The organism is Micromonospora sp. WMMD980, assembly GCF_029626035.1.
Classification (GTDB): Bacteria; Actinomycetota; Actinomycetes; order Mycobacteriales; family Micromonosporaceae; genus Micromonospora.
In genome coordinates, this window is the sequence record NZ_JARUBE010000003.1 from 5,382,693 (window position 1) to 5,408,262 (window position 25,570).

Consider the following 25,570-nt stretch of genomic DNA (forward strand, 5'->3'; position numbering starts at 1 on the left):
CGCTCGCGCTCACGCGGGGGCTCCCACCAGGTGCTTGAGCACCGAGGTGAAGAAGCCGAGGCCGTCCAGGGAGGGGCCGGTGAGAGCCTCCACCGCGTGCTCGGGGTGCGGCATGATGCCGACGACGTTGCCGGCTTCGTTGGTGATCGCGGCGATGTCACGCTGCGACCCGTTGGGGTTGCCGCCCAGGTAGCGGGCGACGACCCGGCCCTCGGCCTCCAGCCGGTCGAGCGTGGCGGCGTCGGCGACGTAGCAGCCCTCGCCGTTCTTGACCGGGACGAGCACCTCCTGGCCCGGCTGGAACGCGTTGGTCCACGCGGTGCCGGTGGCCTCGATGCGCAGGACCTGGTCGCGGTTGCGGAAGTGCAGGTGCTGGTTGCGGGTGAGCGCCCCGGGCAACAGATGGGCCTCGCAGAGGATCTGGAAGCCGTTGCAGATGCCCAGCACCGGCAGGCCGCCCCGGGCGGCCTCGACGACCTTCTCCATCACCGGGGCGAACCGGGCGATGGCACCGCAGCGCAGGTAGTCGCCGTAGGAGAAACCGCCGGGCAGGACGACGGCGTCCACCCCGTGCAGGTCCGGGTCGCCGTGCCAGAGCCGGACCGGCTCGGCGCCGGCGATGCGGACGGCCCGGGCCGCGTCCCCGTCGTCGAGCGAGCCGGGGAAGGTCACCACACCGACCCGGGCGGTCACGAGTGCGCGCCCGCGGTCTCGTCGGCGGTGACGACGTGGACGGTGAAGTCCTCGATCACCGGGTTGGCGAGCAGCTTGTCGGCGATCTCGCAGGCCCGGTCAAGGTCCGGTTCGCCGGTGAACTCGATCTCGATCCGCCTGCCGATCCGGACCGAGGCGACGTCGCTGACGCCGAGCCGGGGCAGCGCGTTTGCGACGGCCTGGCCCTGTGGATCGAGGATCTCGGGCTTGAGCATGACGTCGACGACGACGCGAGGCACTGGGCACTCCTGACTGTGTACGCAGTTGGGTGCCGGCCCACAAACGGCCGAGCGCAGCCAGCCTACCTGGCAGATACCGTCCCGCCCGCACCGGCCGGGGGCAGTTCGGGCGATGATCGGCGGGACCGGCGGCGCGGGTCGACGACCGTTGCGAGTTCGTTGCGCCGTCGATACGTAAACGTTGCCCGCCGAGCCGCGCCCCGGCCGCCCGCAGCGGCTCTCACCAGGCATTTTGCTTATCACTGCCGGTTCATGGGACCGGTTTCCGACATCACCCCGCCACGCCGCGCGGCGCACCTCACACGATCGACCTCGTTCGATCCCTATCTTGTGACACGGCCGGGCACACCCGTAGCATGCATCGTCAGATGTCGATGTGAATGATCGATGTCGCCCGTCGGTCCACCCCGCCCGGCGGGCCCGGTCCCACACCCGGCGACCCCGGGTGTCCCCCCGCAGAAGGAGCCCGACCATGCGCCTCCGTTCCCTGCTCGCCGTGCTGACCACCGCGCTGGCCGGCGTGCTGGCCACCGCGTCCGGCGCCGGCGCCGCACCGGCCGGCCCGCAGCCGATCATCGGCGGCGGCACCGTCTCGTCCGCGCCCTGGGCCGCGGCCGTCTTCAGCAACGGCTCATTCACCTGCTCCGGCAGCGTGATCGCGTCCCAGTGGGTGCTCACCGCCCGACACTGCGTCAGCGGCACCATGTCGGTCCGGGTCGGCAGCGTCTACTATGCCTCGGGCGGCGTCACCCGTAGCGTGAGCGCCTCCTACACCCGCTACGACCTGGCCCTGCTCCGGCTCTCCAGCACGGTCAGCACCTCCACCGTGTCGCTGGCCAGCAGCAACCCGCCGGTCGGCTCCACCAACTCGATCTACGGCTGGGGCATGACCTGCTACAGCGGCTGCGGCGCGTCGCCCCAACTCAAGACCGCCAGCGTCCGGGTGACCAGCACCAGCGTCAGCGACGCGTACGGCGGCCAGGCGATCCGCAGCACCCGGGTCAACGGCAACGCCTGGCGCGGCGACTCGGGTGGCCCGGAGTTCTACAACGGCCAGCAGGTCGGCGTGGCCTCCACCGCCGACGGCTCCAGCATCCAGAACTACGGCAGCGTCGCGTACAACCGGGCCTGGATCACCTCGGTGGCCGGTGTCTGACGCTTTGCACCGGATGCGGCGCGGATGGGCCGGGAGCCGCCCGGCCGTCCGCGCCGCGCCGTTTCGCAGCATGCGATCAGGTGCACACGGCACCCGAACCACCCCCGCCGGTGACTGACAGCATCGGAACCGTGCTGGTCGTGACGACGGATCAACTGCCCGGCTACGAGATCCGCCAGATCCTCGGCGAAGTGGTCTCCTCGATGGCGAGGACCCGCAACCCGTACCGCGAGGGGGTCAAGAACCTGCGCGGTGGCGCCTACGACCCGATGGCGCCGGACAACCTGACCCGGTGGCGGACCGACTCGGTGGCGCGCCTCGGCGAGGAGGCGCAGCGGCTCGGCGCGAACGCGGTGATCGGCATGCGCTTCGACAGCCGCGACTGCGGCGAGATGTGGATGGAGATCTGCGCCTACGGCACTGCGGTGATCGTCGCGCCGAAGACCCCCGACGTCATGCCGCCCGACCAGCCGATGATCGCGGCCGAAACGGCCCACGACCCGGAGATCGCCTCCGCGCCCGGCGGCATCGCCGAGCCGGCCAGCGCCCCCAACCTCAGTTCGGCGGCCGAAACCCCCACCGGCCCCTGACAGCCTCCACCACCCACCCCGCCCCGCACTGTTGATCAAGGAGTGGGGAGCGGTGCAGTCAGAGGATGGGGGGTGGGGAGTAGGCGGCGGCCTCGGGGTGGGCCTCGATGATCCTGGTGATTCGCACGTTGACCCGGGTCACCTGGTCGTCGGCGGCGCCGGTGAAGGTGTTGCGGTCGGCGACGAGGGCATCGATCTCGGAGCGGGTCAGGTTCAGGCGGCCGTCCGTGGCCAGGCGGTCGAACAGGTCGTTCTCGGCCGCGCCCTTCTCCCGCATGGCCAGCGCCACGGCGACCGCGTGCTCCTTGATCACCTCGTGCGCGACCTCCCGGCCGACACCCCGGCGCACGGCGGCGACCAGGATCTTCGTGGTCGCCAGGAACGGCAGGAAGCGCTCCAGCTCCCGGTTGATCACCGCCGGGTACGGGCCGAACTCGTCGAGCACGGTGAGGAACGTCTGGAACAGGCCGTCGGCGGCGAAGAACGCGTCCGGCAGCGCCACCCGGCGCACCACCGAGCAGGAGACGTCGCCCTCGTTCCACTGGTCGCCGGCCAGCTCGCCGACCATCGACAGGTAACCGCGGATGATCACCGCGAAGCCGTTCACCCGCTCCGAGGAGCGGGTGTTCATCTTGTGCGGCATCGCGCTGGACCCGACCTGGCCCGGCTTGAAGCCCTCGGTGACCAGCTCCTGACCGACCATCAGTCGGATCGTGGTGGCCAGCGACGACGGCGCGGCGGCCACCTGCGCCAGCGCGGCGAGCACGTCGAAGTCGAGCGAGCGCGGATAGACCTGGCCGACGCTGTCCAGCACCCGGGCGAACCCCAGGTGCCCGGCCACCCGCCGCTCCAGCTCGGCGACCTTGCCGGGGTCGCCGTCGAAGAGGTCGAGCTGGTCGGCCGCGGTGCCCACCGGACCCTTGATCCCACGCAGCGGGTAGCGCCCGATCAGGTCCGCCAGCCGCTCGTACGCGATCAGCAACTCCTCGGCGGCCGACGCGAAGCGCTTGCCCAGCGTGGTCGCCTGCGCCGCCACGTTGTGCGACCGGCCGGTCATCACCAGCGGCGAGTATTCACCCGCGTGCCAGGCCAGCCGGGCCAGCGTGGCGACCACCCGGTCCCGGATCAGCTCCAGCGACGCCCGCACCTGGAGCTGCTCGACGTTCTCGGTCAGGTCGCGGGAGGTCATCCCCTTGTGCACGTGCTCGTGGCCGGCGAGCGCGCTGAACTCCTCGATCCGGGCCTTCACGTCGTGCCGGGTGACCCGCTCCCGCGCGGCGATCGAGGCCAGGTCGACGTCGTCGACCACCCGCTCGTACGCCTCGACCACGCCGTCCGGCACCGGCACACCGAGGTCGCGCTGGGCCCGGAGCACCGCCAGCCAGAGCCGGCGCTCCATCCGTACCTTCTCCTCCGGCGACCAGAGGGCGACCAGCTCGGGCGAGGCGTACCGGTTGGCGAGCACGTTCGGGATCGTCGTCACGGTGCCATTCTTCCGCACCCGTCGGCCGGTCCCGGTCGGGGTGGGCGCGCCAGGATGTGGAACAACGCGGCTGTCGCCTCCGCCTCGGAGGCGTACCGCCGCCACAGCTTGTAGCGGCCGCGCTCGTAGGGGCCGATCTCCCAGCCGCCGTCACCGGATCGCAGGAACCAGAAGTCGGGCGGGACCGGCTGGTACTCGTGCGCGTCCGCCAACTGGAAGGCGTCGGGTGACACCCCGTTGTTCGCGGTCGGCCAGCGCCGCCTCCGGCAGGTACGCCTCGGCGTGGTCGGGCAGCTCGTCGGTGGATCGCTCGCGGCGCCACGGGCGGCGCCGCTCGTCCAGCCAGGCATTGGTGAGCATGCCCCGGACGTACGCGTCGACGTGTTCCACGCGGCGCACCCGACGCCAGTGTCGATAGAGCTTGCCGACGGTGATGGCGACCAGGTCGTCCGCCGTGTGCCAGTCCCGGCACAGCAGGAAGGCGGTGACCCGCAACGGCTCCAACCGGGCGCTCACGAACTGCCGGTACTCGTCCTCGTCGGCCTGGTTCACCGCGGCGGACCTTGTATGCGTCTCATGTCTGGGGAACGGGGCGACCCGCCAGGCGGGTTGCCCCGGCCCTCGAAGTCGGTGGGTCAGCGCTCCAGGATCGCGGTCACGCCCTGCCCGCCGGCCGCGCAGATGGAGATCAGGCCGCGCCCGCTGCCCTTGCCGTCGAGCAGCTTGGCCAGCGTGGCGACGATCCGGCCCCCGGTGGCCGCGAACGGGTGCCCGGCGGCCAGCGACGAGCCGTTGACGTTCAGCCGGTCCCGGTCGATCGACCCGAGTGGCGCGTCCAGGCCCAGCCGCTCCTTGCAGAACTCCGGCGACTCCCAGGCCGCCAGCGTGGCCAGCACCTGCGAGGCGAACGCCTCGTGGATCTCGTAGAAGTCGAAGTCCTGGAGCGTGAGCCCGGCCCGGGCCAGCATCCGGGGCACCGCGTAGGCGGGCGCCATCAGCAGCCCCTCGTCGCCGTGCACGAAGTCGACGGCCGCCGTCTCGGACCAGGAGAACCAGGCCAGCACCGGCAGGCTGTGCGCCCGGGCCCACTCCTCGGAGGCGAGCAGCACCGTCGACGCGCCGTCGGTGAGCGGCGAGGAGTTCCCGGCGGTCATGGTGGCCCGCTCGGCGTCCGGGCCCTTCGTGCCGAAGACCGGCTTGAGCGAGCCGAGCTTCTCCGAGGTGGTGTCCGGCCGGAGGTTCTGGTCGCGGGTCAGCCCCAGGTAGGGGGTCATCAGGTCGTCGAAGAACCCCTTCTCGTACGCGGCCGCGAGCCGCTGGTGCGAGCGGAGCGCCAGCTCGTCCTGGGCCGCCCGGTCGACGTTCCAGCGCAGCGCGGTCACCGCGGCGTGGTCACCCATCGACAGCCCGGTGCGCGGCTCGGCGTTGCGCGGGATCTCCGGCTTGAACGGCTGCGACGGGCGCAGCTTCGCCGCCACCTTGAGCCGCGCGCCGAGGGTACGGGCCGAGTTGAGCTGGATCAGCGTGCGGCGCATGTCCTCGTTGACGGCCAGCGGAGCGTCCGAGGTGGTGTCCACGCCGCCGGCGATGCCCACCTCGATCTGCCCGAGAGCGATCTTGTTGGCGACCAGGATGGCGGCCTCCAGCCCGGTGCCGCAGGCCTGCTGGACGTCGTACGCCGGGGTGTGCGGGTCGAGCCGGGAGCCGAGCACCACCTCGCGGGTGAGGTTGAAGTCGCGCGAGTGCTTGAGCACCGCGCCGGCCACCACCTCGCCGACCCGCTCGCCGGCCAGCCCGAACCGGGCGACCAGCCCGTCGAGCGCCGCGCCGAGCATGTCCGCGTTGGACGCGTGCGCGTAGCGCGAGTTGGACCGGGCGAAGGGGATGCGGTTGCCGCCGATCACCGCGACCCGCCGGACACTCTGCACGATCAGCCTCCTGGTAGCTGTTGCCCAAACCCTACTCGCCAGTAGGCTACGCCTATGACCGACAGGTACGCGAGCTTCGTCCAGACGGGGGCCGGTCGTGCGCTGGTCAAGCGCCTCGGCCTGCCCGACCCGCCCCGACTGCGCCGGCACACACCGGGCGACCCGCTCGTCCCCGGGCCGGTCCTGCTCGGCGCCGCGACCGGCGGCCGGCTCGCCGAGCCGACCGGCAAGATCCTGACCGCCGCCGGGGTCGAGCTGGCCGACCCCGCCACCACGACCGGCGAGAGCCGCTTCGCGGCCCTGGTGTACGACGCCAGCGGCGTCACCGACTCCACCGGGCTGCGGCAGCTCTACGACTTCTTCCACCCGCGGGCCCGCTCGCTGATGCCCAGCGGCCGGGTGATCGTGCTGGGCACGCCGCCAGCCGAGTGCGGCTCGCCCCGGGAGGCGACCGCCCAACGCGCCCTGGAGGGGCTGACCCGCAGCATCGGCAAGGAGTTCGGCCGGGGCGTCACCGCCCAGCTGGTCCACGTCACCCGCGACGGGGACGCCGGCACCCCGGTGAGCCTGGAGTCCACGCTGCGGTTCCTGCTCTCCGGCCGCTCCGCGTACGTCTCGGGCCAGGTCGTCCGGGTCGGTGCCGGCACCGCCGTCGCGCCGGCCGACTGGGACCGGCCGCTGGACGGTCAGGTCGTGCTGGTCACCGGCGCGGCCCGGGGCATCGGCGCGGCGCTGGCGAAGGTGCTCGCCCGCGACGGCGCCCAGGTGGTGGCGCTGGACATCCCGGCGGCCGGCGACGAGCTGGCCGCGGTCGCCAACGAGATCGGCGGCAGCGCGGTGCAGCTCGACCTGACCGCGCCGGACGCGCCGACCCGGCTGGCCGAGCACCTCGCGTCCCGGCACGGCCGGGTCGACGTGGTGGTGCACAACGCCGGCATCACCCGGGACAAGACGCTGGGCCGGATGGACGCCGACCGGTGGGACTCGGTGATCGACGTCAACCTGTCCAGCCAGGAGCGGATCAACGACGTGCTGCTGGAGCGCGACCTGATCCCGGCCGGCGGCCGGATCGTCTCGGTCTCCTCGATCGCCGGGATCGCCGGCAACCGGGGGCAGACCAACTACGCGACCAGCAAGGCCGGCGTGATCGGCCTGGTCGACTCGCTGTCGCCGGTGCTGCGCGAGCGCGGGATCAGCCTGAACGCGGTCGCGCCCGGGTTCATCGAGACCCGGCTGACCGCCCGCATCCCGTTGACGCTGCGCGAGGCGGGCCGGCGGATGAACAGCATGGCCCAGGGCGGCCTGCCGGTGGACGTGGCCGAGACGATCGATTGGCTCTCCTGGCCGGCGTCCGGCGCGGTCAGCGGCAACGTGGTCCGGGTCTGCGGCCAGAGCCTGCTGGGGGCGTGATGGGGCGGCGCAAGCAGCGGCCGGAGGAGCCGGCCGAGGAGCTGTCGGTGCACGACCTGATCGAGGGCCCCACCCAGGACCTCACCTCCGCCCGGGCGGCCCTGGCCGCGCGCGGCACGCCACAGCCACCGGTCGAGGCGACCCAGGATCTCTCCGCGCTGGCCGACCAGCTCGGCCGGCAGCCGTCCGGGCCGGCGGACGACCGCACCCAGGACCTGACCGCCTCGGCCGGGCGGCTCGGCGGCGGCCGGACCCCGGCGGACGACCGCACCCGTGACCTGACCCAGGCGGCGGCGACCGTCACCGCGGGCTCGGCGGCTGGCCCGGACGAACCGGCCGGCGCGGACCTCGCCACCGGCGCGGCGGCCACCTCCGACGGGTCGGCCCGGGCGGACGGTGCCGCCGGGGACGGCCGGCCCGCGCCGGACCACGCCGGGCCGGACGGGCGGGCACGCGTCGACCTGCCCGGGCTGCCCGCGCCCGGAGCGCTCTACCGGCGCGCCCTGTTCGGGGCGCTGCCCGGCACCGGTCGGCGGCGGGGGCGGGAGCTGCCCGCCGTCGAGCTGGGTGCCGCCGGGGTGACGGTCGACCCGGCGCACCTCGCCGACTACGACCGGGTCTGCGGGCTCCGGCTGGCCGACCGGCTGCCGGCGACCTACCTGCACGTGCTCGGGTTCCCGCTGTCGCTGCGGCTGATGACCGCCGCCGACTTCCCGATCCCGCTCACCGGCGTGGTGCACGTGGCCAACCGGATCACCGTGCACCGACCGGTCCAGGTCGGCGAAAGCGTCGACTTCCGCACGTACGCGGAGAACCTGCGCCCGCACGAGCGGGGCCGGCAGCTCGACGTGGTGCTGGTCGGCTCGGTCGACGGCGAGGAGGTCTGGCGGGGCGTGTCGACGTACCTCGGGAAGGAGCGTGCGGCCGGCGGCGGCCCGCGGCGTGACCGGGGGGACCGACCCGCGCCGCCGGCCGCGTCGGCCCGATGGCGGGTGACGCCGCGCGTCGGTACGGACTACGCGCGCGTCTCCGGCGACCACAACCCGATCCACACCTCCAAGCTGGGTGCGCGGCTGTTCGGCTTCCCCCGCCCGATCGCGCACGGCATGTGGAGCAAGGCCCGGTGCCTGGCCGCGTTGGAGAGCCGGCTGCCGGACGCGTACACCGTGGACGTGGCGTTCAAGCTGCCGGTGCCGTTGCCGTCCACGGTCGCCTTCAGCGCCGCCACCTCGGGCGGCGGCTGGGACTTCGCGCTGCACGGCGACCGGGACGGCAGGCCGCATCTGGTGGGCACCGTCCGCTGAGGAAAGTGGGGGCTTGGCATCCCCACTTTCGTGCGCTAGGTTGTTCTCGGATTGAGTTGTTCTCAGGTTGAGAGAGTGAGCGCCGTGAACGAGCAGGACTTCCTCGCCGGATACGACCCCCGGGCCTACCCGGCGGTCGCGGTCACCGTCGACGTGGTGGCGCTGACCATCCGCGAGGGCGCGCTGCACCTGCTGCTGATCCGACGGGGCGCGCCGCCCTACGCGGGGCACTGGGCGCTGCCCGGCGGCTTCGTCCGCCCCGACGAGGACCTGCTCGCCGGCGCGCGACGCGAACTGGCCGAGGAGACCGGGCTCGGCGGCGAGCGGCTCGACCGGGTGCACCTGGAACAGCTCGGCAGCTACGGCGCGCCCGACCGGGACCCGCGCATGCGTGTCGTGTCGATCGCCCACCTGGCGTTCGCGCCCGACCTGCCCGACCCGGTCGCCGACACCGACGCCGCCGAGGCGCTCTGGCTGCCGGTCACCGCGCTGCCCAACCGGCAGCTCGCCTTCGACCACGGCCGGATCATCGACGACGGGCTGGAGCGGGCCCGCTCCAAACTGGAGTACACGTCGCTGGCCACCCGCTTCCTCGCCCCCGAGTTCACCGTCACCGAGCTGCGGGCGGTCTACGAGACGGTCTGGGGCGAACCGCTGCACGCCGGCAACTTCCACCGCAAGGTGCTCTCCGTGCCCGGCTTCGTGGAGAGCACCGGCGCCAGCACCGAGCGCGGCGGCGCCCGGGGCGGGCCGCGCGCCAAGCTCTACCGCCCCGGCACCGCCCGCCTCCTCCACCCCGCCCTCCTCCGGACCCTCCGATGAGGTGCAAGGAGGGGCCCCCTGTTAACGCCTCCGGTAGAGAAGGGCACCCTTCTCACCGGCAGATGAAGGCACCGCGGCACCCGAGCGACAACGACCTGATGGCACGCGAGGCGCGGGCACTTCGGCGGATCGCGGAGCGCGGGGATCCGCGCCACCTGGCGTACGTGCCCCGGTTGGTCGACTCCTACCCGGTGCGCGACCCCACGACCGGCGCGCAACTGCTGGTCAACGTGCTGGAGACCGTACCCGGGCTGCACAGCCTGGACGACGTGCGGCGGGCGTACCCGAACGGGGTCGACCCCCGCGACGCGGCCTGGATGTGGCGGCGGCTGCTGGTGGCGCTCGGCCTCGCCCACCGCGCCGGCGTGGTGCACGGCGCGGTCCTGCCCCGCAACGTGCTGATCGAACCGGACGCGCACGGCCTGGTGCTCGTCGACTGGTGCTTCTCCGCCGAACCCGGCGGGCTGGTGCCGGCGCTGGTCACCGACCTGGCCGACTGGTATCCGCCGGAGGTCACCGCCAAGCGGCCGTGCGGCCCGGGCACCGACATCGCGCTCGCGGCCCGGTGCCTGACCTGGCTGATGGCCGACCGCGCGCCGCGCGAGCTGCGCGCCTTCGCCCACGGCTGCCGGCAGCCCGCGCTGTCCGCCCGGCCCGACGACGCCTGGCGGCTGCTGCGCGAACTCGACGAGGTGCTGGAACGGCTCTACGGGCCGCGCACCTTCCGACCCTTCACCCTCAACCCCTAGGGAGGCTGCCATGGGCAGCGGAATCTGGTCCACCGACGTGTACGACGCCGCCGACCGCTACCGGCGGAAGACCGGACGGAGCGCGTTCTCCTACAGCGACAGCGGGGCCCGAACCGTGCACCCTGCCCTCGACCCGCGCGGCGCGACCCGGGAGAGCCGCGACTCCGCCGAACACCCGCAGTCCACCCCGATCGCGGTGCTCTTCGACGTCACCGGCTCGATGGGCCACGTGCCCCGCGTGCTCCAGAGCAAGCTGCCGCAACTGCTCGGCCTGCTGCAACGCCAGGGGTACGCCCGCGACCCGCAGGTCATGTTCGGCGCGATCGGCGACGCCACCTGCGACCGGGTGCCGTTGCAGGTCGGCCAGTTCGAGTCCGACAACCGGATGGACGACGACCTCGGCCGGATCGTGCTGGAGGGCGGCGGTGGCGGCCAGATGACGGAGTCGTACGAGCTGGCGCTGCACTTCATGGCCCGGCACACGGTCACCGACAGCTGGGCCAAGCGCGGCCGGCGCGGCTACCTGTTCGTCATCGGCGACGAGCTGGCGTACCCCCGGTTGAAGGCCCGCGAGGTGACCCGGTGGATCGGCGACGGCCTGGCCGAGGACCTGCCGATCCGGCAGGTCGTGGACGAGGTGACCGCCCGCTGGGACACCTACCACCTCCTCCCGGCCGGCAGTCACTACGCCGGCAACCGCAAGGTGCTCGACTTCTGGCGCGGGCTGCTCGGGCAGAACGCGGTCGAGCTGGACGACCTGGACGCGGTCTGCGAGACCATCGCGCTCACCGTCGGCCTCGGCGAACAGGCCATCGACCTCGACGCCGGCCTGGACGACCTGGCTCGGACCGGCTCGACCGCCACCCGTACCGTCTCCCGGGCGCTCGCCTCACTCGGCGGCGACCGGCGGGCGGTGGCGGCACTGCCGTTCACCCCGACCGACGGCGGCAGCGGGGTCACCCGGCTGTGAACCACGTGCTGGTGGTCGACCTCGGCTACGGCGACGCGGGCAAGGGCACGGTCGTCGACGCGCTCTGCGCCACCCGACCGGTCCACACTGTGGTGCGCTTCAACGGGGGCGCGCAGGCGGCACACAACGTCGTCCTGCGCGACGGGCGGGCGCACACGTTCGCGCAGTTCGGGGCCGGCACGTTCCGCCCCGGCGTGCGGACCCACCTGGCACGGCACGTGGTGGTGGACCCGCTGGCGCTGGCCGCCGAGGCCGACCACCTCGCGTCGGTCGGGGTGCCCGACGCGCTCGACCGGTTGACCGTGGACGGGGAGGCGCTGCTGGCCACCCCGTACCACCGGGCCGCCAACCGGGCCCGGGAGATCGCCCGGGGAGCCGACCGGCACGGCTCCTGCGGGCTGGGGGTGGGCGAGGCCGTCGCGTACGGCCTCGCCCACCCCGACGAGGCGCCCCGGGTGGCCGACTGCCGCCGGCCGGCGGTGCTGCGCCGCCGGCTGGCCGCGCTACGGGACCGGCTCACCGCCGAACTCGGGCCGCTGCACGCGCCGCCGGTCGACGACTGCCTGCCGGCGTACGCCGCCTTCGCCGACCGGGTGGCGATCGTCGACCGGAGCTGGCTGGCCAGGGCGCTACGCGAGGGCACCTGCGTCTTCGAGGGCGCGCAGGGGGTGCTGCTGGACGAGTGGCACGGCTTCCACCCGTACACCACGTGGAGCACCACGACGTTCGCCAACGCGGAGACGCTGCTCGCCGAGGCGGGGATGGCCGGCACCGCCCAGCGGCTCGGGGTGCTGCGGGTGACCACCACCCGGCACGGCCCCGGGCCGCTGGTCACCGAGGACCCGGCGCTGCCGTTCACCGACCCGCGCAACCCCGCCAACGAGTGGCAGGGCCGGTTCCGGTTCGGGCACTTCGACGCGGTGGCCCACCGGTACGCGCTGGAGGTGGCCGGCGGGGTGGACGGGCTGGCGCTCACCCACCTCGACCTGGCCGGGCCTCGCCTGCGCATGTGTCGTCGTTACGTCGGCGGCGTCGACCGGCTCGATCCCGGACCGGCCGGGGACCTGGCGCGGCAGGCGGCGCTGACCGGGCGGCTGATGCGGGCGCGGCCGGTGTTGGAGTCGGCCCCGGGCGACTGGGTGGCGGCGGTGGAGGAGGCGCTGGGCGCGCCGGTGCTGCTCAGCTCGCACGGCCCCACCGCCGAGGAGAAGGAGGGGCCCCTTGTTAACGCCTTTTGTATAGGAAGGGCCCCCGCTTAACACCGCAGCGTCGAGCATGGGGGCATGGGGGACGTGCTCGACCTGCTGCACCAGACGGTGACCTCGCCGTGGGTGTACCTGGTGATCATCGCGGTCACCGCCGTCGACGCGTTCTTCCCGGCGGTACCCGGCGAGACCGTGGTGATCACCGCCGGGGTCTTCGCGGCCGGCGGCGAACCGAACCTGGTGGCGGTGATCGTGACCGCCGCGCTCGGCGCGCTGCTCGGCGACCACGTCTCGTACGCCATCGGGCGCGGCGGCGGCGCGCACCGGCTGGCCCGGCTACCCGGCGACAGCCGGCGGCGGGCGAGTTCCGACTGGGCCCGCCGGGCGGTCGACCGGCGGGGCGGGATGATCCTGACCACCGCCCGCTACGTCCCCGGCGGCCGCACCGCGGTCACGCTCACCATGGGCGCGGTCCGCTATCCGCTGCGCTCGTTCCTGCTCTACGACGCGCTGGCGTGCGGCACCTGGGGGATCTACTGCGGGCTGCTCGGCTACTTCGGCGGTCTGGCCTTCGAGCACAACCCGGTCACCGCTCTGCTCGCCGGCGTCGGCATCTCGCTGGCGGTCACCGGGCTGTTCGAGGCAGCCCGTTGGGCCCGGCGGCGGGCGCGATCCCGGGCCGCCGCGCGGCGGGGGTGTTAACAGGGGCCCCCGCCTATGCAAAATGCGTTAGTAAGGGGCCCCTCCTTACACCCCCGGGTGCCAAGTGACGCCGCGTAGGAGTTGGTCGGCGCCGAGCCAGGCGACGTTCATCATCCGGGTGGCGGTCTTCTCGGCGTCGGCCTCGGGGTGGTCGGCCAGCCAGTCGGCGAGCGACTCGGTGGCGCCGACCAGCGCGTATGCGACCACCTCCAGGTCGGTGGCGCCGACCTCGCGCCCGGAGGCGCGCAGCGCGTGGTCGAGCATTCCGGCGACCACCTCGACCAGCCGACCGCGCATGGTGGCCAGTTCGGCGGCGAACGGCTGGGAGCCGCGCGCCTGCCGGTAGAGCACCGCCCAGCCGTCGCGGTGGGCGCCGACGAAGCCGAAGAACGCGCGCAGCCCGCGCCAGAGCCGCTCGTCGGCGGGCAGGTCGGGGGCGGCGGCGCCGGCGATGGCCTCCATCATCCGGGTGCCCTCGCGGTGCAGGCAGGCGACGAAGAGTTCTTCCTTGGTGCCGAGGTAGGCGTAGACCATCGGCTTGGAGATGCTGGCGTCGTCGGCGATCTCGTCCATGCTGGCCGCGTGGAAGCCGCGCCGGGAGAAGACCTTGACGGCCGCGTCGAGCATCTGCTGCTCGCGTACGGCCCGGGGCAGGCGCTTGAAGGTCGGTGGGCTGGACACCCTTGCGAGCATACCTACTCGTGCGTAGGGTTACGCCAGAGTAACCAAGTCGAGAGGTGCATCCCCCATGACTGACTTCGACCCGGCCAACTTCGCCAACGTCGGCCCGAAGGAGTTCGCGCAGCTGGTCAAGTCCACGCCGGACGACAAGATCGCCGAGATCATGTCCGGCGAGGCGCGCGGCAAGATCCTCAGCGAGGTCTTCAACCGGATGCCCACGCTGTTCCGCGCCGACCGCGCCGGCTCCACCAACGCGGTCATCCACTGGAACATCACCGGCCGTCCGGACGGCGGCACCGACACCTACGAGATCGTCATCGAGAACGGCACCTGCACCGTCTCGGAGACCCCCACCCGGGACCCGAAGCTCAGCCTCACCATGGGCCCGGTCGAGTTCCTGAAGATCGTCTCCGGTGGCGCCAACCCGGTGATGATGTTCATGACCGGCAAGCTGAAGGCCAAGGGTGACCTGGGCCTGGCCGCCAACATCGCCAACCTGTTCGACATCCCCAAGGCCTGACCATGGCCGAGTTCTCGCTCGACCTGAACGAGGAGCAGCGAGACCTTCGCGACTGGGTGCACGGCTTCGCCGCCGAAGTCGTGCGCCCGGCCGCGGCCGAGTGGGACGCCCGGGAGGAGACTCCCTGGCCGGTCATCCAGGAAGCGGCGAAGGTCGGCCTGTACGGGTTCGAGTTCCTCGCCACCTGCTGGGCCGACCCCACCGGCCTCTCCCTGCCGATCGCCAGTGAGGAACTCTTCTGGGGTGACGCCGGCATCGGCCTGAGCATCTTCGGCACCGCCCTCGCGGTCGCCGGCATCTACGGCGCCGGCACCCCCGACCAGCTCGTCGAGTGGGTGCCGCAGTGCTTCGGCGACGTCGACCAGCCGGCCGTCGCCGCGTTCTGCACCAGCGAGCCGGAGGCCGGCTCCGACGTCGGGTCGATGCGCACCCGCGCCGTTTACGACCAGGCCACCGACGAGTGGGTGCTCAACGGCCAGAAGGCGTACGCGACCAACGGTGGCATCGCCGGGGTGCACGTGGTCACCGCCTCGATCGAGCCGGAGCTGGGCTCACGCGGTCAGGCCGCGTTCGTCGTACCGCCGGGCACGCCCGGCCTCAACGCCACCCGCAAGCTGCGCAAGCTCGGGCTGCGCGCCTCGCACACCGCCGACGTCTTCCTCGACGACGTCCGGGTGCCGGGCCGCTGCCTGCTCGGCGGCAAGGACGCCCTCGACGAGCGGCTGGCCCGGGCCCGCGCCGGCCAGCGCGCCTCCGGCCAGGCGGCGATGCGGACGTTCGAGCTGTCCCGCCCGACCGTCGGCGCGCAGGCGCTCGGGGTGGCCCGCGCCGCCTACGAGTACGCGCTCGACTACGCCAAGAGCCGGGTGCAGTTCGGGCGGCCGATCATCGAGAACCAGGCGGTCGCGTTCGCGCTCGCCGACATGAAGATGGAGATCGACGCGGCCCGACTGCTGGTCTGGCGGGCCTCCTGGATGGGTCGCAACAACCGGCCGTTCACCGCCGGCGAGGGCTCGATGTCCAAGCTCAAGGCCGGCGAGGTGGCCGTCTCGGTGACCGACCGGGCGGTCCAGCTCCTCGGCGGGGCGGGCTTCCTGCGCGACCACCCGGTCGAACGGTGGTACCGGGACGCCAAGATCTACACCATCTTCGAGGGCACTTCCGAGATCCAGCGGCTGGTCATCTCCCGGGCCATCTCCGGGATGCAGATCCGCTGATCGCCGGCGGACCCCGACCCGACCCGCGACGACGCGCCGTGCCGGGCGCACCCGTCGCGGGTCGGGCCGCCGGTCCGCGATCGGGGGATGTCCGCAGGTTGGGCTGATGATCACGCCGGCTGGGCGGACGGATCGCCCGGATGCATGATCGGGAGATCACGAACGCGAAGGAGGTTGCGCCGTGGACCTGCCGTTCATCGTCGCCACGCTGACCCGACGCGGACTACTCGCCCCGGGCCGCCCGATCCGGGTCGCCTCGCAGCTCAACGCGCTGCGCCGGTGGGGCTGGAGCCTCGCCGGGGAGTTGCGCCAGGCTGCCGCCCGTGACCCCGGCCGCGTCGCCGTCGTGGACGAGCACGGCGCCTCACTCACCTACCAGGAGTTGCTGGACCGGTCGGAGCGGCTGGCCCGCTCGCTGCGGTCCGGGCTCGGCGTGCAGACCGGCGACCGGGTGGGGCTGCTCTGCCGCAACCACCACGGCCTCATCGAGGCGATCGTCGCGTCGATGCTGCTCGGCGCGGACGCCGTCCTGGTCAACACCGGTCTCTCCGCCGCGCAGTTGGTCACCGTCGCCGAGGAGCAGGGCCTGCGCGCGCTGGTGCACGACGCGGAGTTCGCCGACCGGGTCCTCGGCCTCCCGGCCGAACTGCACCGGATCGACGAGCGGCGGCAGGAGGAGCTGATCGCCGGCGCCGTGCCGGGCGACAGGCTCCAGCCGCCGGAGCGCGACGGCCGGACCATCGTGCTGACCTCCGGCACCACCGGCACCCCCAAGGGCGCCCGTCGCCCCACCCCGCACGGCTTCGGCCCGCTGGTGTCCATCATCGACCGGATCCCGCTGCACGCGCGCGACGTCGTCATGATCGCCGCGCCGATCTTCCACACCTGGGGGTACGCCGCCCTCCAGGTCTCGTTCGCGCTGCGCGCCACAGTGGTGCTGCACCGCCGCTTCGACCCGGCCGCCACCCTGGCCGCGCTGGCCGAACAGTCCTGCGACGCGCTCTTCGCCGTACCGGTGATGCTGCAACGGCTGATGGAGGTCGCGCCGCCGCAGCCCCGCCCGCCGCTCAAGGTGGTGGCGGTCAGCGGCTCCGCCCTGCCGGGCAACCTGGCCACCGCCTTCATGGACCGCTACGGCGACGTGCTCTACAACCTCTACGGCTCGACCGAGGTTTCCTGGGCGTCCATCGCCGGCCCGGCCGACCTGCGCGCCGCGCCCACCTCCGCCGGCCGCCCGCCGCACGGCACCCGGCTGGAGATCCTGGACGAGGCCGGCCAGCCGGTCCGCGCCGGGCAGGTCGGGCGCATCTTCGTCGGCAACGAGATGCTCTTCGAGGGCTACACCTCGGGCACCGGCCGGGAGAGCCGCGACGGCCTGCTGGACACCGGCGACCTCGGCCGGTTGAACCCGGACGGTCTGCTCTTCGTCGACGGGCGGGCCGACGACATGATCGTCTCGGGTGGGGAGAACGTCTTCCCCTCCGAGGTGGAGGACCTGATCGCCCGGTTGCCGCAGGTCCGCGAGGTGGCGGTGATTGGCGTGCCGGACCCGGAGTACGGGCAGCGGCTGGCCGCGTTCCTGGCGCTGCGCCCCGGCGAGACGCTCGACCCGGAGGCGGTCCGCGAATACGTCCGGCGCTACCTGGCCCGCTTCTCGATGCCCCGGGACGTGGTCTTCGTCAAGTACCTGCCCCGCAACGCCACCGGCAAGGTGCTCGGCCGGGAGCTGCGCCGCTACTTCGACTGACCGCCCCGCCCGTCAGCCGGGGATCGTGATCCGGCCGTCCACCGCCGCCGCCGCGATGTCGGTGCGGTGGTGGGCGCCGGCCAGCTCGATGCCGCGTACCAGGTCGTAGGCCGCGTCGCGCGCGGCGGCCAGGTCCGCGCCGGTGGCCGTACCGCAGACGACCCGGCCGCCCGCGGAGCGCACGGTGCCGTCGGCGTCCCGGCGGGTGCCGGCGTGGATGATCCCGGCGCGGTCCGCGCCGGTGAGCACATCACCGGTACGCGGGCCCTGCGGGTAGCCCTCGGCCGCGACCACGACGGTGACCGCCGCGCCGTCGCGCCACCGCAGCGGCGGGTGCGCGCCCAGCGTGCCGGTGGCGGCGGCGTGCAGCAGCCCGGCCAGCGGCGTCTCCAGCAGGGCCAGCACCACCTGGGTCTCCGGGTCGCCGAAGCGCGCGTTGAACTCGATCACGCGCGGCCCGGCGGGGGTGATCGCCAGGCCCACGTAGAGCAGGCCGCTGAACGGGGCGCCCCGGCGGCGCAGCTCGGCCAGCGTCGGGTGCACCACGTCGCGCATCACGTCGTCGACCAGGCCCAGCGGGGCCCAGGGCAGCGGCGTGTACGCCCCCATGCCGCCGGTGTTCGGCCCGGTGTCGCCGTCGCCGACCCGCTTGAAGTCCTGCGCGGGCAGCAGCGGCAGGGCCGCCTCACCGTCGGTGACCACGAAGAGGGAGACCTCGGGGCCGGACAGGTACTCCTCGATCACCACCCGGCCGCACTCGGCCGCGTGCCGCTCGGCGACCGCCCGGTCGTCGGTGACCACCACGCCCTTGCCGGCGGCGAGCCCGTCGTCCTTCACCACGTACGGCGCGCCGAACTCGTCCAGCGCCCGCGCCACGGCCGCCGCGTCGGTGCAGGTGTGGGCGCGTGCGGTCGGCACGCCGGCCGCCGTCATCACGTCCTTCGCGAACGTCTTGGAGCCCTCCAGCCGGGCCGCCTCCGCACCCGGGCCGAACACCGCGATGCCCTTGGCGCGCACCGCGTCGGCGACGCCGGCCACCAGCGGCGCCTCGGGGCCGACGACCACCAGGTCCGCCGCGACCTCGACGGCGAGCGCCGCCACGGCCGCCGGATCGGTCGGCGTCACCTCCCGCAGCGAGGCCACCTCGGCGATCCCCGGGTTGCCCGGGGCCGCGACCAGCGCCTCCACCGACGGATCAGCACTCAACCCGAGCGCGAGAGCATGCTCCCGCCCGCCACCACCCACCAGAAGAACCCGCACGACCCAGCATCCTACTGACCCCGACCCCTCACCCAGTTGATCATGAAGTTGGCGGCAGGATGTGAGATCGAACGTGCCGCCATCTTTCTGATCGACGGAAAGGGGGTTAGGGGAGGAGGGGGTGGCGGAGGACGTTTTCGTCTCGGCCTGGGCCTACTCCGACCACGCTCACCCGGGTGTTGGTGAGTTCCTCGACGCGGGCGATGTAGCGGCGGGCGTTCTCCGGGAGCTCGTCCTCGGTTCTCGCCTTGGTGATGTCTTCCCACCAGCCGTCGAGCTCTTCATAGATCGGGGTGGCGTGGTGGAAGTCGGTCTGCGTCATCGGCATGTCGTCGAAGCGCTCGCCGTTGATCTCGTAGCCGACGCAGATCGGCACCTTGGCCAGGCCGGTCAGCACGTCCAGCTTGGTGACCACCAGGTCGGTGACGCCGTTCAGGCGGCACGCGTAGCGGGCCACGACCGCGTCGAACCAGCCGCAGCGACGCTCCCGGCCGGTGGTGGTGCCGTACTCGTGGCCGACCTTGCGCAGGTGCTGCCCGTTGTCGTCGAACAGCTCGGTGGGGAACGGACCGCTGCCCACCCGGGTGGTGTACGCCTTGCTCACCGCGATGACCCTGGTGATCGCGGTCGGCGGGATGCCCGCGCCCACGCATGCGCCGCCGGCGGTCGGGTTCGACGAGGTGACGAACGGATAGGTGCCGTGGTCCATGTCGAGCATGGTGGCCTGGGCGCCCTCCAGCAACACGGTCTCGCCGCGGTCGAGCGCGTCCCAGAGCATCACCCGGGTCTCGGCGATGTACGGGCGCAGCCGCTCGGCGTACTGCAGGTAGTCCTCGACGGTCTCGTCGACGTCGATCGCCTTGCGGTTGTAGACCTTGAACAGGGTCTGGTTCTTCTCCCGGAGCGCCAGCTCCAGCTTCTTGCGCAGGATGCCCGGGTCGAGCAGGTCCTGGAGCCGGATCCCCATCCGGGCGACCTTGTCGCCGTAGGCGGGACCGATGCCCCGGCCGGTGGTGCCGATCCGGGAGCTGCCCAGATACCGCTCGACCACCCGGTCCAGCGCCCGGTGGTGCGGCATGATCAGGTGCGCGTCGCCGGAGATACGCAGCCGGGAGACGTCCACGCCGCGCTCGGCGAGCCCGTCGATTTCCTGCAGCAGCACCTTCGGGTCGACCACCACGCCGTTGCCGATGACGATCATCGCGCTCGGGGAGAGCGCGCCGGACGGCATCAGGTGCAGGGCGTACTTCTGGCCGTCCGGGGTGATCACCGTGTGACCGGCGTTGTTGCCGCCGGAGTAGCGCACGACGTAGTCGACCCGCTCACCCAGCAGGTCGGTAACCTTGCCCTTGCCCTCGTCGCCCCATTGGGCGCCGAGGAGCACGATCGCTGGCATCTTCTCCGCCTCCAGAAGGCTCGGGTGCCAGGTGGCGACCGGTCGGCGAGCCCGGGGTGTCAGGCTAACAAGTAGTGACGGCGGGACCGGCAGGGGTTCGTCGAGAAGCAGGAGGCTCCTTCGTGTACGACGTGGTGCTGCTCACCCTCGGCTCGGGGCGGGGCGCTCCCGGTGGGGGCTGCGGCAGCGGCGGAGCCTGCTGCGGCGGCGCGGACGACACCGCCGCCACGCCCGAGACCGACCGCTGCGAGACGCCGCGTGTGCCGGTGCTGGCCTGCGCTGACGCGTTGACCGCCCGGGGTGCCCGGGTGACCACGGTGACCGCCCGGTCGGACGCGGAGATCGACGAGGTGCTGGCCCGCCTCGACGGGCCGCCCCGCGCCGACGGCCTGCCCTGGCCGGACTCCGACGGCAAGACCCGACTCGTCGTCGCCACGGCCAGTGACGGTCAGTTGCGCGCCGTGCTGCGCCGGCTGGTCCGCAGGTACGCTCCACCGCCCAGCCGCCGCCCGGCGGACCTGGCCGAGAACCGGACGCTGCCCGACCTGCCGCCGGTCGGCGTACTCCCGTTGGACCCGGCCCGGGCCGGGACGGCGCGGGACGTGGCGGCGCAACTCGGGCTTCCCCGCGACCCGGCGGCGGTGGCCGCGGCGGTGCTGGACGGCACGCCGCGCCGGCTCGACCTGCTGCGCAACGACGGTGGCTCGGTGACGCTCGACGGCGCGCTGCTCGGCGCGGCCGACGACGCCGGCCGGCCGCTGCACTGGCGGGCCCGGGTCGAGGTCGACGGCACGGTGCTCAGCGACGGCAGCGAGCCGATCAGCGCGTGCGCGATCGGCAACGCCGGCGGCTACGCGCGTCTCGGCGAGGTGGCCCTGCTCGCCGACCCGGACCCGGCCGACGGTCGACTGGCGGTCGGTGTGGCCGTGCCCGTGGTCACCCGATCGGCGTTGGGCCGGAAGAGGGTCCGGCTCGAGGTGCGCCGGGCTCGGGGCCGGGCGGTGGCGGTCGTGCCTCGGGACGAGAAGGTGCCCTTCCTCGACGACGGGGTCGAGGGCGAGTTGAGCCGGAAGCGGTCCTGGTGGACCGAGCCGGGCGCCTGGGCGGTCTGGACGGGCTGACCCCGATCGATCCGCACCCGGCTCGCCCGGCTGGCCGGACCGCCTATCCTCGGCGGGAGGGATGGGGAGGAACCGCGTGGTGCATGAGAACGACGACCGAACCCCCGTGCCGGGCCGACCGCAGGTGCCGGAGCGGGACGTCGAACCGCTCTGGCCGCCCGAGGAGATCGACGGGGTGCTGGCCGCGCCGCCGTGGGCGGCTCCGGTCCAGCCGGCCGCACCGCCCTGGCCTCTCCCGCGCGCCGACGCCCCGGCCCCGTCGCCGCAGGCCACCCCGGCCCCGTCGCCGCAGGCCAGCCCGGTGCCGCCGCAGGCCGCTGCGAGGCCGCGGGCGGACCCGGGGCCGTCCCAGCCCGGCCCGGCGGAGGATGCGGGTCACGGAGTGGATGCCGGCGGACCACCACGGCCCGCGGTCGGCCTCGATCTTCCGTTCACGCTCGACCAGCCGACACCCGTGCCGATCCCGGCACCCTCCGGCCACCAGCCGGGGACGACCACGCCCGGCCCCGCGACGACCTTCTCCGACGCTCCCGGGCCGACCACGTCCGGCTCCGTGCCGGCCCCCGGCCACCATCCGGCAACGAGCGCGCCGGCGACCTTCGGCGACGTTCCCGGGCCGACCACGTCCGGCCCGACGGCCACCGGGGGTGGACCGGAGTCGGCCACGCCGGGCCCGGAGGGCGCGGACGACCGGCCCGCAGGCACCCCCGCCCCGGCGGCGGCAGGCGGCGGAGGTGCCGCACCGACCAACGGGCGGGCCGCGTCGCCGTGGGCGCAGCCGCCGCAGCGCGGCACGGCCGATCCCGGCTCGACGGGTCCCACCCCGGCCGACGGCCCTGTCCCGGTCGACGGTGCGGCCCGGGCGGACGGCCCGAGCCCGGTCGACGGTCGGACCTCGTTCGGGATGGCGCGGGTCGACGGCCCGGCACCGGTGGTCGGCCCGATGCCGGTAGACGGTTCGACCTCGTTCGGGGTGGCGCGGGTCGACGGTCCGCAGCAGGCAGCGGGACCGGAGCTGTCCGCCGGGGAGCCGCCCCGGCTCGGCCCGTTCCCGCCGTCGCCGGGCGTGCCGATGCCGCAGCCGCCGCCCTACGGCAACGGGCCGACCTACCCGCCGGTCCCCTACCCGCCGCAGCAGCCCGGCCCGGCCGGTCAGCCGGGCTGGTATCCGCCCGGGTGGCCCGCGCAGACCGGGGCACCCCAGCCGGGCGGACCGACGCCGCAGCCCGGAGCGATCCCGCAGCCCGGCCCGACCCAGCACGGCGGCCCGACACCGCACGGCGGGCCGACCCAGCACGTCGGGCCGACACCGCACGCCGGGCCGACCCAGCACGCCGGGCCGGCCCAACACGCCGGGCCACCGCAGGCCCCGCAGCCGCAACCGCCCGCCCTGCCACCCGGCGTGTACCCGGAGCCCGGGTGGACACCGCAGCAGGCGGCACCACCGACCGCCGAGGACTTCGCCCGGCGGCGGCAGGCCCGTCCGGTCGACCCGGTGGCCACCATGGGCGTGCGCGCGGTGGTCAACCGGATGGGGCTGGTCCGGCTCGCGCCGGGTCGCCACGAGCAGGAGATGAAGCGCGACATCGAGATGGTCCGCCGCAACTTCGGCGGGCTGCGCCAGGTGACCGTGGTCAACCCCAAGGGCGGGGCCGGCAAGACGGTGGCCATCCTGCTGCTCGCGATGACCTTCGGGCAGAAGCGCGGCGGGTACGTGCTGGCCTGGGACAACAACGAGACGCAGGGCACCCTCGGGATGCGGGCGCAGCAGGACTTCCACGCCCGCACGGTGCGCGACATGCTCCGCGACCTGGGCCAGTTCCAGGGCGCGCACGGGCGGGTCGGCGACCTGTCGCAGTACGTCCGCTCGCAGGGCGAGGGCATGTTCGACGTGCTCGCCTCGGACGAGTCGGCGACCGGCGGCGAGATGCTGACCGCCGCCGCGTTCGCGGAGATCCGTGACGTGGTCAGCCGCTTCTACAAGCTGATCTTCGTGGACACCGGGAACAACGTCCGGGCGCAGAACTGGCAGGCCGCCATGGACGCGACCGACCAACTCGTGGTCACCATGTCGGCGCGGAACGACTCGGCGGAGACCGCCGCCCGGATGCTCGACCACCTGGAGCAGAGCGGCCGGCAACGACTGGTCCGGCAGGCGGTGACGGTGGTCTCGATGCCGCCGTCCCGCAAGGAGATCGACCTGCCGGCCATCCAGGCCCACTTCGCCGCCCGCACCCGGGCGGTGCTGCTGGCGCCGTACGAGCGGCTCATCGACACCGGCGAACCGCTGCGCTACGGCCAGCTCTCCGCCGCCACCCGCGACGCCTGGTTGAAGATCGCCGCGTCGGTGGCGGAAGGGTTGTAGGAGACGGCACGACGGCCGGCCCGTGGTGGGCCGGCCGTCGTCGGGCGGGTCAGTCGCTGGCCAGCGCGTCCCCGGCGGCCGGGTCGCAGTCGCGCAGGAACTGGGCGCAGCGGGCGGCCTCGTCCGCCTCGCCGATCTCGCCGGCGGCCCGGGAGAGCACATAGAGGCAGCGGAGGAAGCCCTGGTTGGGCGCGTGCGACCAGGGCACCGGGCCGTGGCCCTTCCAGCCGCTGCGGCGCAGCTGGTCCAGGCCCCGGTGGTAGCCGGTGCGGGCGTAGGCGTACGCCGGGACGACCTGACCCGCGTTGAGCGCGCGGCCGGCCAGCGCCGCCCAGGCCGCGCTGTAGGTCGGAAAGCGGGCCGCGACCTCGGCGTACGCGTCATCGGTGCCCTGCTCGACAGCGGCGGCGAGCGCGGCGTCGGCCTCCTCGGAGACGGGGAGCAGGGTGGCCGGTGGCTCAGGTAACAGGTTCTGCATCGCCCCATTCAACCCGCTTCGCCCCCGGGTGCGCGAGGGGGCTGGCCGGCCGGTCAGCTGAACGGCTGAGGGTTTCGTCACGCCTGCGGCGGGACCAGACGTACCGGCGGCCCATGCCGTCGGCGTGGTTCTTGCACTACAACTACAGATCCGGAGCCTCCCCAGGAACCGGTTACGCAGGAGCCCGGCGGCGTGCCCGCCGGGCTCCTGTCCGTACCGCCCGGGTTTGCGCGGTTGCCCGGTCGGGGCAGGATGATCCGGTGCCGACCCCACCACCCGCGGACGTCATCGAGCCGCACGACACCAGCATCGACGAGATCGAGACCCGCGGAGAGTTCGACAGGCGGATGGCCGAGGGAACCCTCGCCGGCCTGACCGTGCAGGGCCTCCGCCTCGACCTGGAGCCGGTCCCCGACCTGCGCGACGTCGACGTCGCCGGCACCCTCTTCGTGGGCTGCCGGTTCGCCGACCGCGAGGTGGGCGCGGACCTGGTCCGGCGGGGCGCCAACGTCGTCCCGCCGTTCTCCGGGCTGCCCTACCCGACCCAGCCGTCCCACCTCTACACCGCGGACGACCTGGCCGCCGGCTTCGCCGAGGGCGGGTTCACCGAGATGTACGACACCCGGGTGTACGCGCACTTCCGGGCGCACGGCGGCGCGCTGCCGGACGTCCGTGAGGCGCTCGGCCAGCGGCTGCACGACCACGGCGTGGACAACGCGCTCGCCGACGCCACCCGCTCGTGGCTGGCCGCGCACGGCCCGCAATCCGTGGTGGGCGTGATGGGTGGGCACGCGGTGCCGCGCGGCAGCGCCGCGTACCGGATGGCGGCGGTGCTGGGCTGGGAGCTGGCGCGGGCCGACCGGCTGGTGGTGACCGGCGGCGGCCCGGGTGTGATGGAGGCGGCGAACCTCGGCGCGTTCCTCGCGGCCTGGCCGGCGGAGGAGCTGACCGCCGCGATCGACGTGCTCGCCGCCGCGCCGGACTTCACCGACCACGACCGCTACACGGCGGCGGCGCTGGCGGTGCGCAAGCGGTACGCGGACGGACCGTCGCTGCCCACGCCGCGCCCGGCGGCGCCCGGCACCGAGTGGGCGCGCTCCGGCGGCCTGGCGATCCCGACCTGGCTGTACGGCCACGAACCGGCGAACCTGTTCGCCGGCCGGATCGCGAAGTACTTCTCGAACGCCATCCGGGAGGACACCATCCTGCGGCTGGCCCGGGGCGGGATCGTGTTCGCGCCGGGCCGGGCCGGCACCGTGCAGGAGGTGTTCCAGGCGGCGACGAAGACGTTCTACGGCACGGACGGGGCCAGCGGCGCCTACGTCTTCCTGGACCGGGCGTTCTGGACCACCGAACTGCCGGTGGAGTCGTTGCTGCGGCCGCTCTTCGCCGGCTCCCCGTTCGGCGACCTGTCCCGGACGATCCACCTCACCGACGACGTACGCGAGGCGGTCGCCCTCCTGGTGAAGTGAAAGGAGGGGCCCCCTCTTAACGCCTGCGGTAGAGGAGGGGC

Annotated in this window: 23 protein-coding genes and 1 pseudogene; 15 read left to right on the forward strand and 9 right to left on the reverse strand. The window is 73.7% G+C overall.

Annotation, left to right across the window (positions count from 1 at the left end):
• Window positions 1-9: 9 nt before the first annotated feature.
• Both purQ and purS read right to left on the reverse strand, forming a co-directional pair.
• The gene (gene purQ, locus O7618_RS25330) at window positions 10-693 is read right to left on the reverse strand and encodes a phosphoribosylformylglycinamidine synthase subunit PurQ (protein WP_278108635.1); all 684 of its coding nucleotides are present in this window, start codon (window positions 691-693) and stop codon (window positions 10-12) included.
• On the reverse strand, window positions 690-953 hold the full coding sequence (gene purS / locus O7618_RS25335) for a phosphoribosylformylglycinamidine synthase subunit PurS (RefSeq protein ID WP_278108636.1): 264 nt from the start codon (window positions 951-953) through the stop codon (window positions 690-692). The genes purQ and purS overlap by 4 nt, the downstream gene beginning before the upstream one ends.
• 472 nt (window positions 954-1,425) lie before the next feature.
• Here purS and O7618_RS25340 point away from each other — a divergent pair, with 472 nt between their 5' ends.
• Both O7618_RS25340 and O7618_RS25345 read left to right on the forward strand, forming a co-directional pair.
• Window positions 1,426-2,109, forward strand: coding sequence for a DUF1986 domain-containing protein (locus O7618_RS25340; protein ID WP_278108637.1), 684 nt, complete (start codon window positions 1,426-1,428; stop codon window positions 2,107-2,109).
• Window positions 2,106-2,699: pseudogene (locus tag O7618_RS25345) on the forward strand (YbjQ family protein). Before O7618_RS25340 ends, O7618_RS25345 begins: the two are co-directional and overlap by 4 nt.
• A gap of 58 nt (window positions 2,700-2,757) precedes the next feature.
• Here the strand turns inward: O7618_RS25345 and purB are convergent.
• From purB to O7618_RS25360, 3 genes are all read right to left on the reverse strand, one after another.
• Window positions 2,758-4,182, reverse strand: coding sequence for an adenylosuccinate lyase (purB, locus tag O7618_RS25350; protein WP_278108639.1), 1,425 nt, complete (start codon window positions 4,180-4,182; stop codon window positions 2,758-2,760).
• Between the two features lie 150 nt (window positions 4,183-4,332).
• On the reverse strand, window positions 4,333-4,734 hold the full coding sequence (locus O7618_RS25355) for a sigma factor (protein WP_278108640.1): 402 nt from the start codon (window positions 4,732-4,734) through the stop codon (window positions 4,333-4,335).
• An 83-nt stretch (window positions 4,735-4,817) separates the two neighbouring features.
• A complete protein-coding gene (locus tag O7618_RS25360) occupies window positions 4,818-6,110 on the reverse strand; it encodes an acetyl-CoA C-acetyltransferase (RefSeq protein ID WP_278108641.1) in 1,293 nt (430 codons plus the stop codon).
• A gap of 54 nt (window positions 6,111-6,164) precedes the next feature.
• Here O7618_RS25360 and O7618_RS25365 point away from each other — a divergent pair, with 54 nt between their 5' ends.
• The 7 genes from O7618_RS25365 (at window position 6,165) to O7618_RS25395 (ending at window position 13,272) form a co-directional block, all read left to right on the forward strand.
• On the forward strand, window positions 6,165-7,520 hold the full coding sequence (locus O7618_RS25365; protein ID WP_278108642.1) for a 3-oxoacyl-ACP reductase: 1,356 nt from the start codon (window positions 6,165-6,167) through the stop codon (window positions 7,518-7,520).
• Window positions 7,521-7,981: 461 nt separating this feature from the next.
• A complete protein-coding gene (locus O7618_RS25370; protein ID WP_278110145.1) occupies window positions 7,982-8,824 on the forward strand; it encodes a MaoC/PaaZ C-terminal domain-containing protein in 843 nt (280 codons plus the stop codon).
• An 84-nt stretch (window positions 8,825-8,908) separates the two neighbouring features.
• The gene (locus O7618_RS25375; protein WP_278110146.1) at window positions 8,909-9,646 is read left to right on the forward strand and encodes an NUDIX hydrolase; all 738 of its coding nucleotides are present in this window, start codon (window positions 8,909-8,911) and stop codon (window positions 9,644-9,646) included.
• Window positions 9,647-9,708: 62 nt separating this feature from the next.
• Window positions 9,709-10,395 carry a serine/threonine protein kinase gene (locus O7618_RS25380; RefSeq protein ID WP_278108643.1) on the forward strand — a complete coding sequence of 229 codons (687 nt, stop codon included), beginning with the start codon at window positions 9,709-9,711 and terminating at the stop codon, window positions 10,393-10,395.
• Window positions 10,396-10,405: 10 nt separating this feature from the next.
• The gene (locus O7618_RS25385; RefSeq protein WP_278108644.1) at window positions 10,406-11,365 is read left to right on the forward strand and encodes a hypothetical protein; all 960 of its coding nucleotides are present in this window, start codon (window positions 10,406-10,408) and stop codon (window positions 11,363-11,365) included.
• Window positions 11,362-12,624, forward strand: coding sequence for an adenylosuccinate synthetase (locus O7618_RS25390; RefSeq protein WP_278108645.1), 1,263 nt, complete (start codon window positions 11,362-11,364; stop codon window positions 12,622-12,624). Before O7618_RS25385 ends, O7618_RS25390 begins: the two co-directional genes overlap by 4 nt.
• Before the next feature lie 24 nt (window positions 12,625-12,648).
• Complete coding sequence (locus tag O7618_RS25395; RefSeq protein ID WP_278108646.1) at window positions 12,649-13,272, forward strand: DedA family protein; 624 nt, start codon at window positions 12,649-12,651, stop codon at window positions 13,270-13,272.
• A 45-nt stretch (window positions 13,273-13,317) separates the two neighbouring features.
• Here the strand turns inward: O7618_RS25395 and O7618_RS25400 are convergent, their stop codons facing one another.
• Window positions 13,318-13,953: a TetR/AcrR family transcriptional regulator gene (locus O7618_RS25400; RefSeq protein WP_278108647.1), complete on the reverse strand. Its 636-nt coding sequence runs from the start codon at window positions 13,951-13,953 to the stop codon at window positions 13,318-13,320.
• Between the two features lie 67 nt (window positions 13,954-14,020).
• Here O7618_RS25400 and O7618_RS25405 point away from each other — a divergent pair, with 67 nt between their 5' ends.
• The 3 genes from O7618_RS25405 (at window position 14,021) to O7618_RS25415 (ending at window position 17,437) form a co-directional block, all read left to right on the forward strand.
• Window positions 14,021-14,473 carry an SCP2 sterol-binding domain-containing protein gene (locus O7618_RS25405; RefSeq protein ID WP_091565780.1) on the forward strand — a complete coding sequence of 151 codons (453 nt, stop codon included), beginning with the start codon at window positions 14,021-14,023 and terminating at the stop codon, window positions 14,471-14,473.
• 2 nt (window positions 14,474-14,475) lie between these two features.
• On the forward strand, window positions 14,476-15,690 hold the full coding sequence (locus O7618_RS25410; protein ID WP_278108648.1) for an acyl-CoA dehydrogenase family protein: 1,215 nt from the start codon (window positions 14,476-14,478) through the stop codon (window positions 15,688-15,690).
• Between the two features lie 181 nt (window positions 15,691-15,871).
• Window positions 15,872-17,437, forward strand: coding sequence for an AMP-binding protein (locus tag O7618_RS25415; RefSeq protein ID WP_278108649.1), 1,566 nt, complete (start codon window positions 15,872-15,874; stop codon window positions 17,435-17,437).
• 12 nt (window positions 17,438-17,449) lie between these two features.
• Here O7618_RS25415 and purD read toward each other — a convergent pair whose 3' ends face one another.
• Together purD and O7618_RS25425 are read right to left on the reverse strand one after the other, a co-directional pair.
• On the reverse strand, window positions 17,450-18,697 hold the full coding sequence (gene purD, locus O7618_RS25420) for a phosphoribosylamine--glycine ligase (protein ID WP_278108650.1): 1,248 nt from the start codon (window positions 18,695-18,697) through the stop codon (window positions 17,450-17,452).
• 106 nt (window positions 18,698-18,803) lie between these two features.
• Window positions 18,804-20,093, reverse strand: coding sequence for an adenylosuccinate synthase (locus O7618_RS25425; RefSeq protein ID WP_278108651.1), 1,290 nt, complete (start codon window positions 20,091-20,093; stop codon window positions 18,804-18,806).
• 122 nt (window positions 20,094-20,215) lie between these two features.
• On the opposite strand from O7618_RS25425, the gene O7618_RS25430 reads away from it, so the two are divergent.
• A complete protein-coding gene (locus O7618_RS25430; protein WP_278108652.1) occupies window positions 20,216-21,214 on the forward strand; it encodes a diacylglycerol kinase family protein in 999 nt (332 codons plus the stop codon).
• Between the two features lie 76 nt (window positions 21,215-21,290).
• Window positions 21,291-23,579 (forward strand): chromosome partitioning protein, encoded by a 2,289-nt coding sequence (locus O7618_RS25435; RefSeq protein WP_278108653.1) that lies wholly within the window; start codon window positions 21,291-21,293, stop codon window positions 23,577-23,579.
• 49 nt (window positions 23,580-23,628) lie between these two features.
• Here O7618_RS25435 and O7618_RS25440 read toward each other — a convergent pair whose 3' ends face one another.
• Window positions 23,629-24,057, reverse strand: a complete 429-nt coding sequence (locus O7618_RS25440) for a DUF3151 domain-containing protein (protein ID WP_278108654.1) — start codon at window positions 24,055-24,057, stop codon at window positions 23,629-23,631.
• Between the two features lie 260 nt (window positions 24,058-24,317).
• Between O7618_RS25440 and O7618_RS25445 the strand changes: the two genes are divergently transcribed.
• Entirely contained in the window at window positions 24,318-25,529 is a 1,212-nt protein-coding gene (locus tag O7618_RS25445; protein ID WP_278108655.1) for a hypothetical protein, read from the forward strand.
• Window positions 25,530-25,570: the final 41 nt, after the last annotated feature.

Coding starts and splice junctions, on each gene's coding strand:
- O7618_RS25340 (WP_278108637.1), top strand. CDS start 1,426: ATGCGCCTCCGTTCCCTGCTCGCCGTGCTGACCACCGCGCTGGCCGGC.
- O7618_RS25365 (WP_278108642.1), top strand. CDS start 6,165: ATGACCGACAGGTACGCGAGCTTCGTCCAGACGGGGGCCGGTCGTGCG.
- O7618_RS25380 (WP_278108643.1), top strand. CDS start 9,709: ATGAAGGCACCGCGGCACCCGAGCGACAACGACCTGATGGCACGCGAG.
- O7618_RS25385 (WP_278108644.1), top strand. CDS start 10,406: ATGGGCAGCGGAATCTGGTCCACCGACGTGTACGACGCCGCCGACCGC.
- O7618_RS25395 (WP_278108646.1), top strand. CDS start 12,649: ATGGGGGACGTGCTCGACCTGCTGCACCAGACGGTGACCTCGCCGTGG.
- O7618_RS25405 (WP_091565780.1), top strand. CDS start 14,021: ATGACTGACTTCGACCCGGCCAACTTCGCCAACGTCGGCCCGAAGGAG.
- O7618_RS25410 (WP_278108648.1), top strand. CDS start 14,476: ATGGCCGAGTTCTCGCTCGACCTGAACGAGGAGCAGCGAGACCTTCGC.
- O7618_RS25425 (WP_278108651.1), bottom strand. CDS start 20,093: ATGCCAGCGATCGTGCTCCTCGGCGCCCAATGGGGCGACGAGGGCAAG.
- O7618_RS25440 (WP_278108654.1), bottom strand. CDS start 24,057: ATGCAGAACCTGTTACCTGAGCCACCGGCCACCCTGCTCCCCGTCTCC.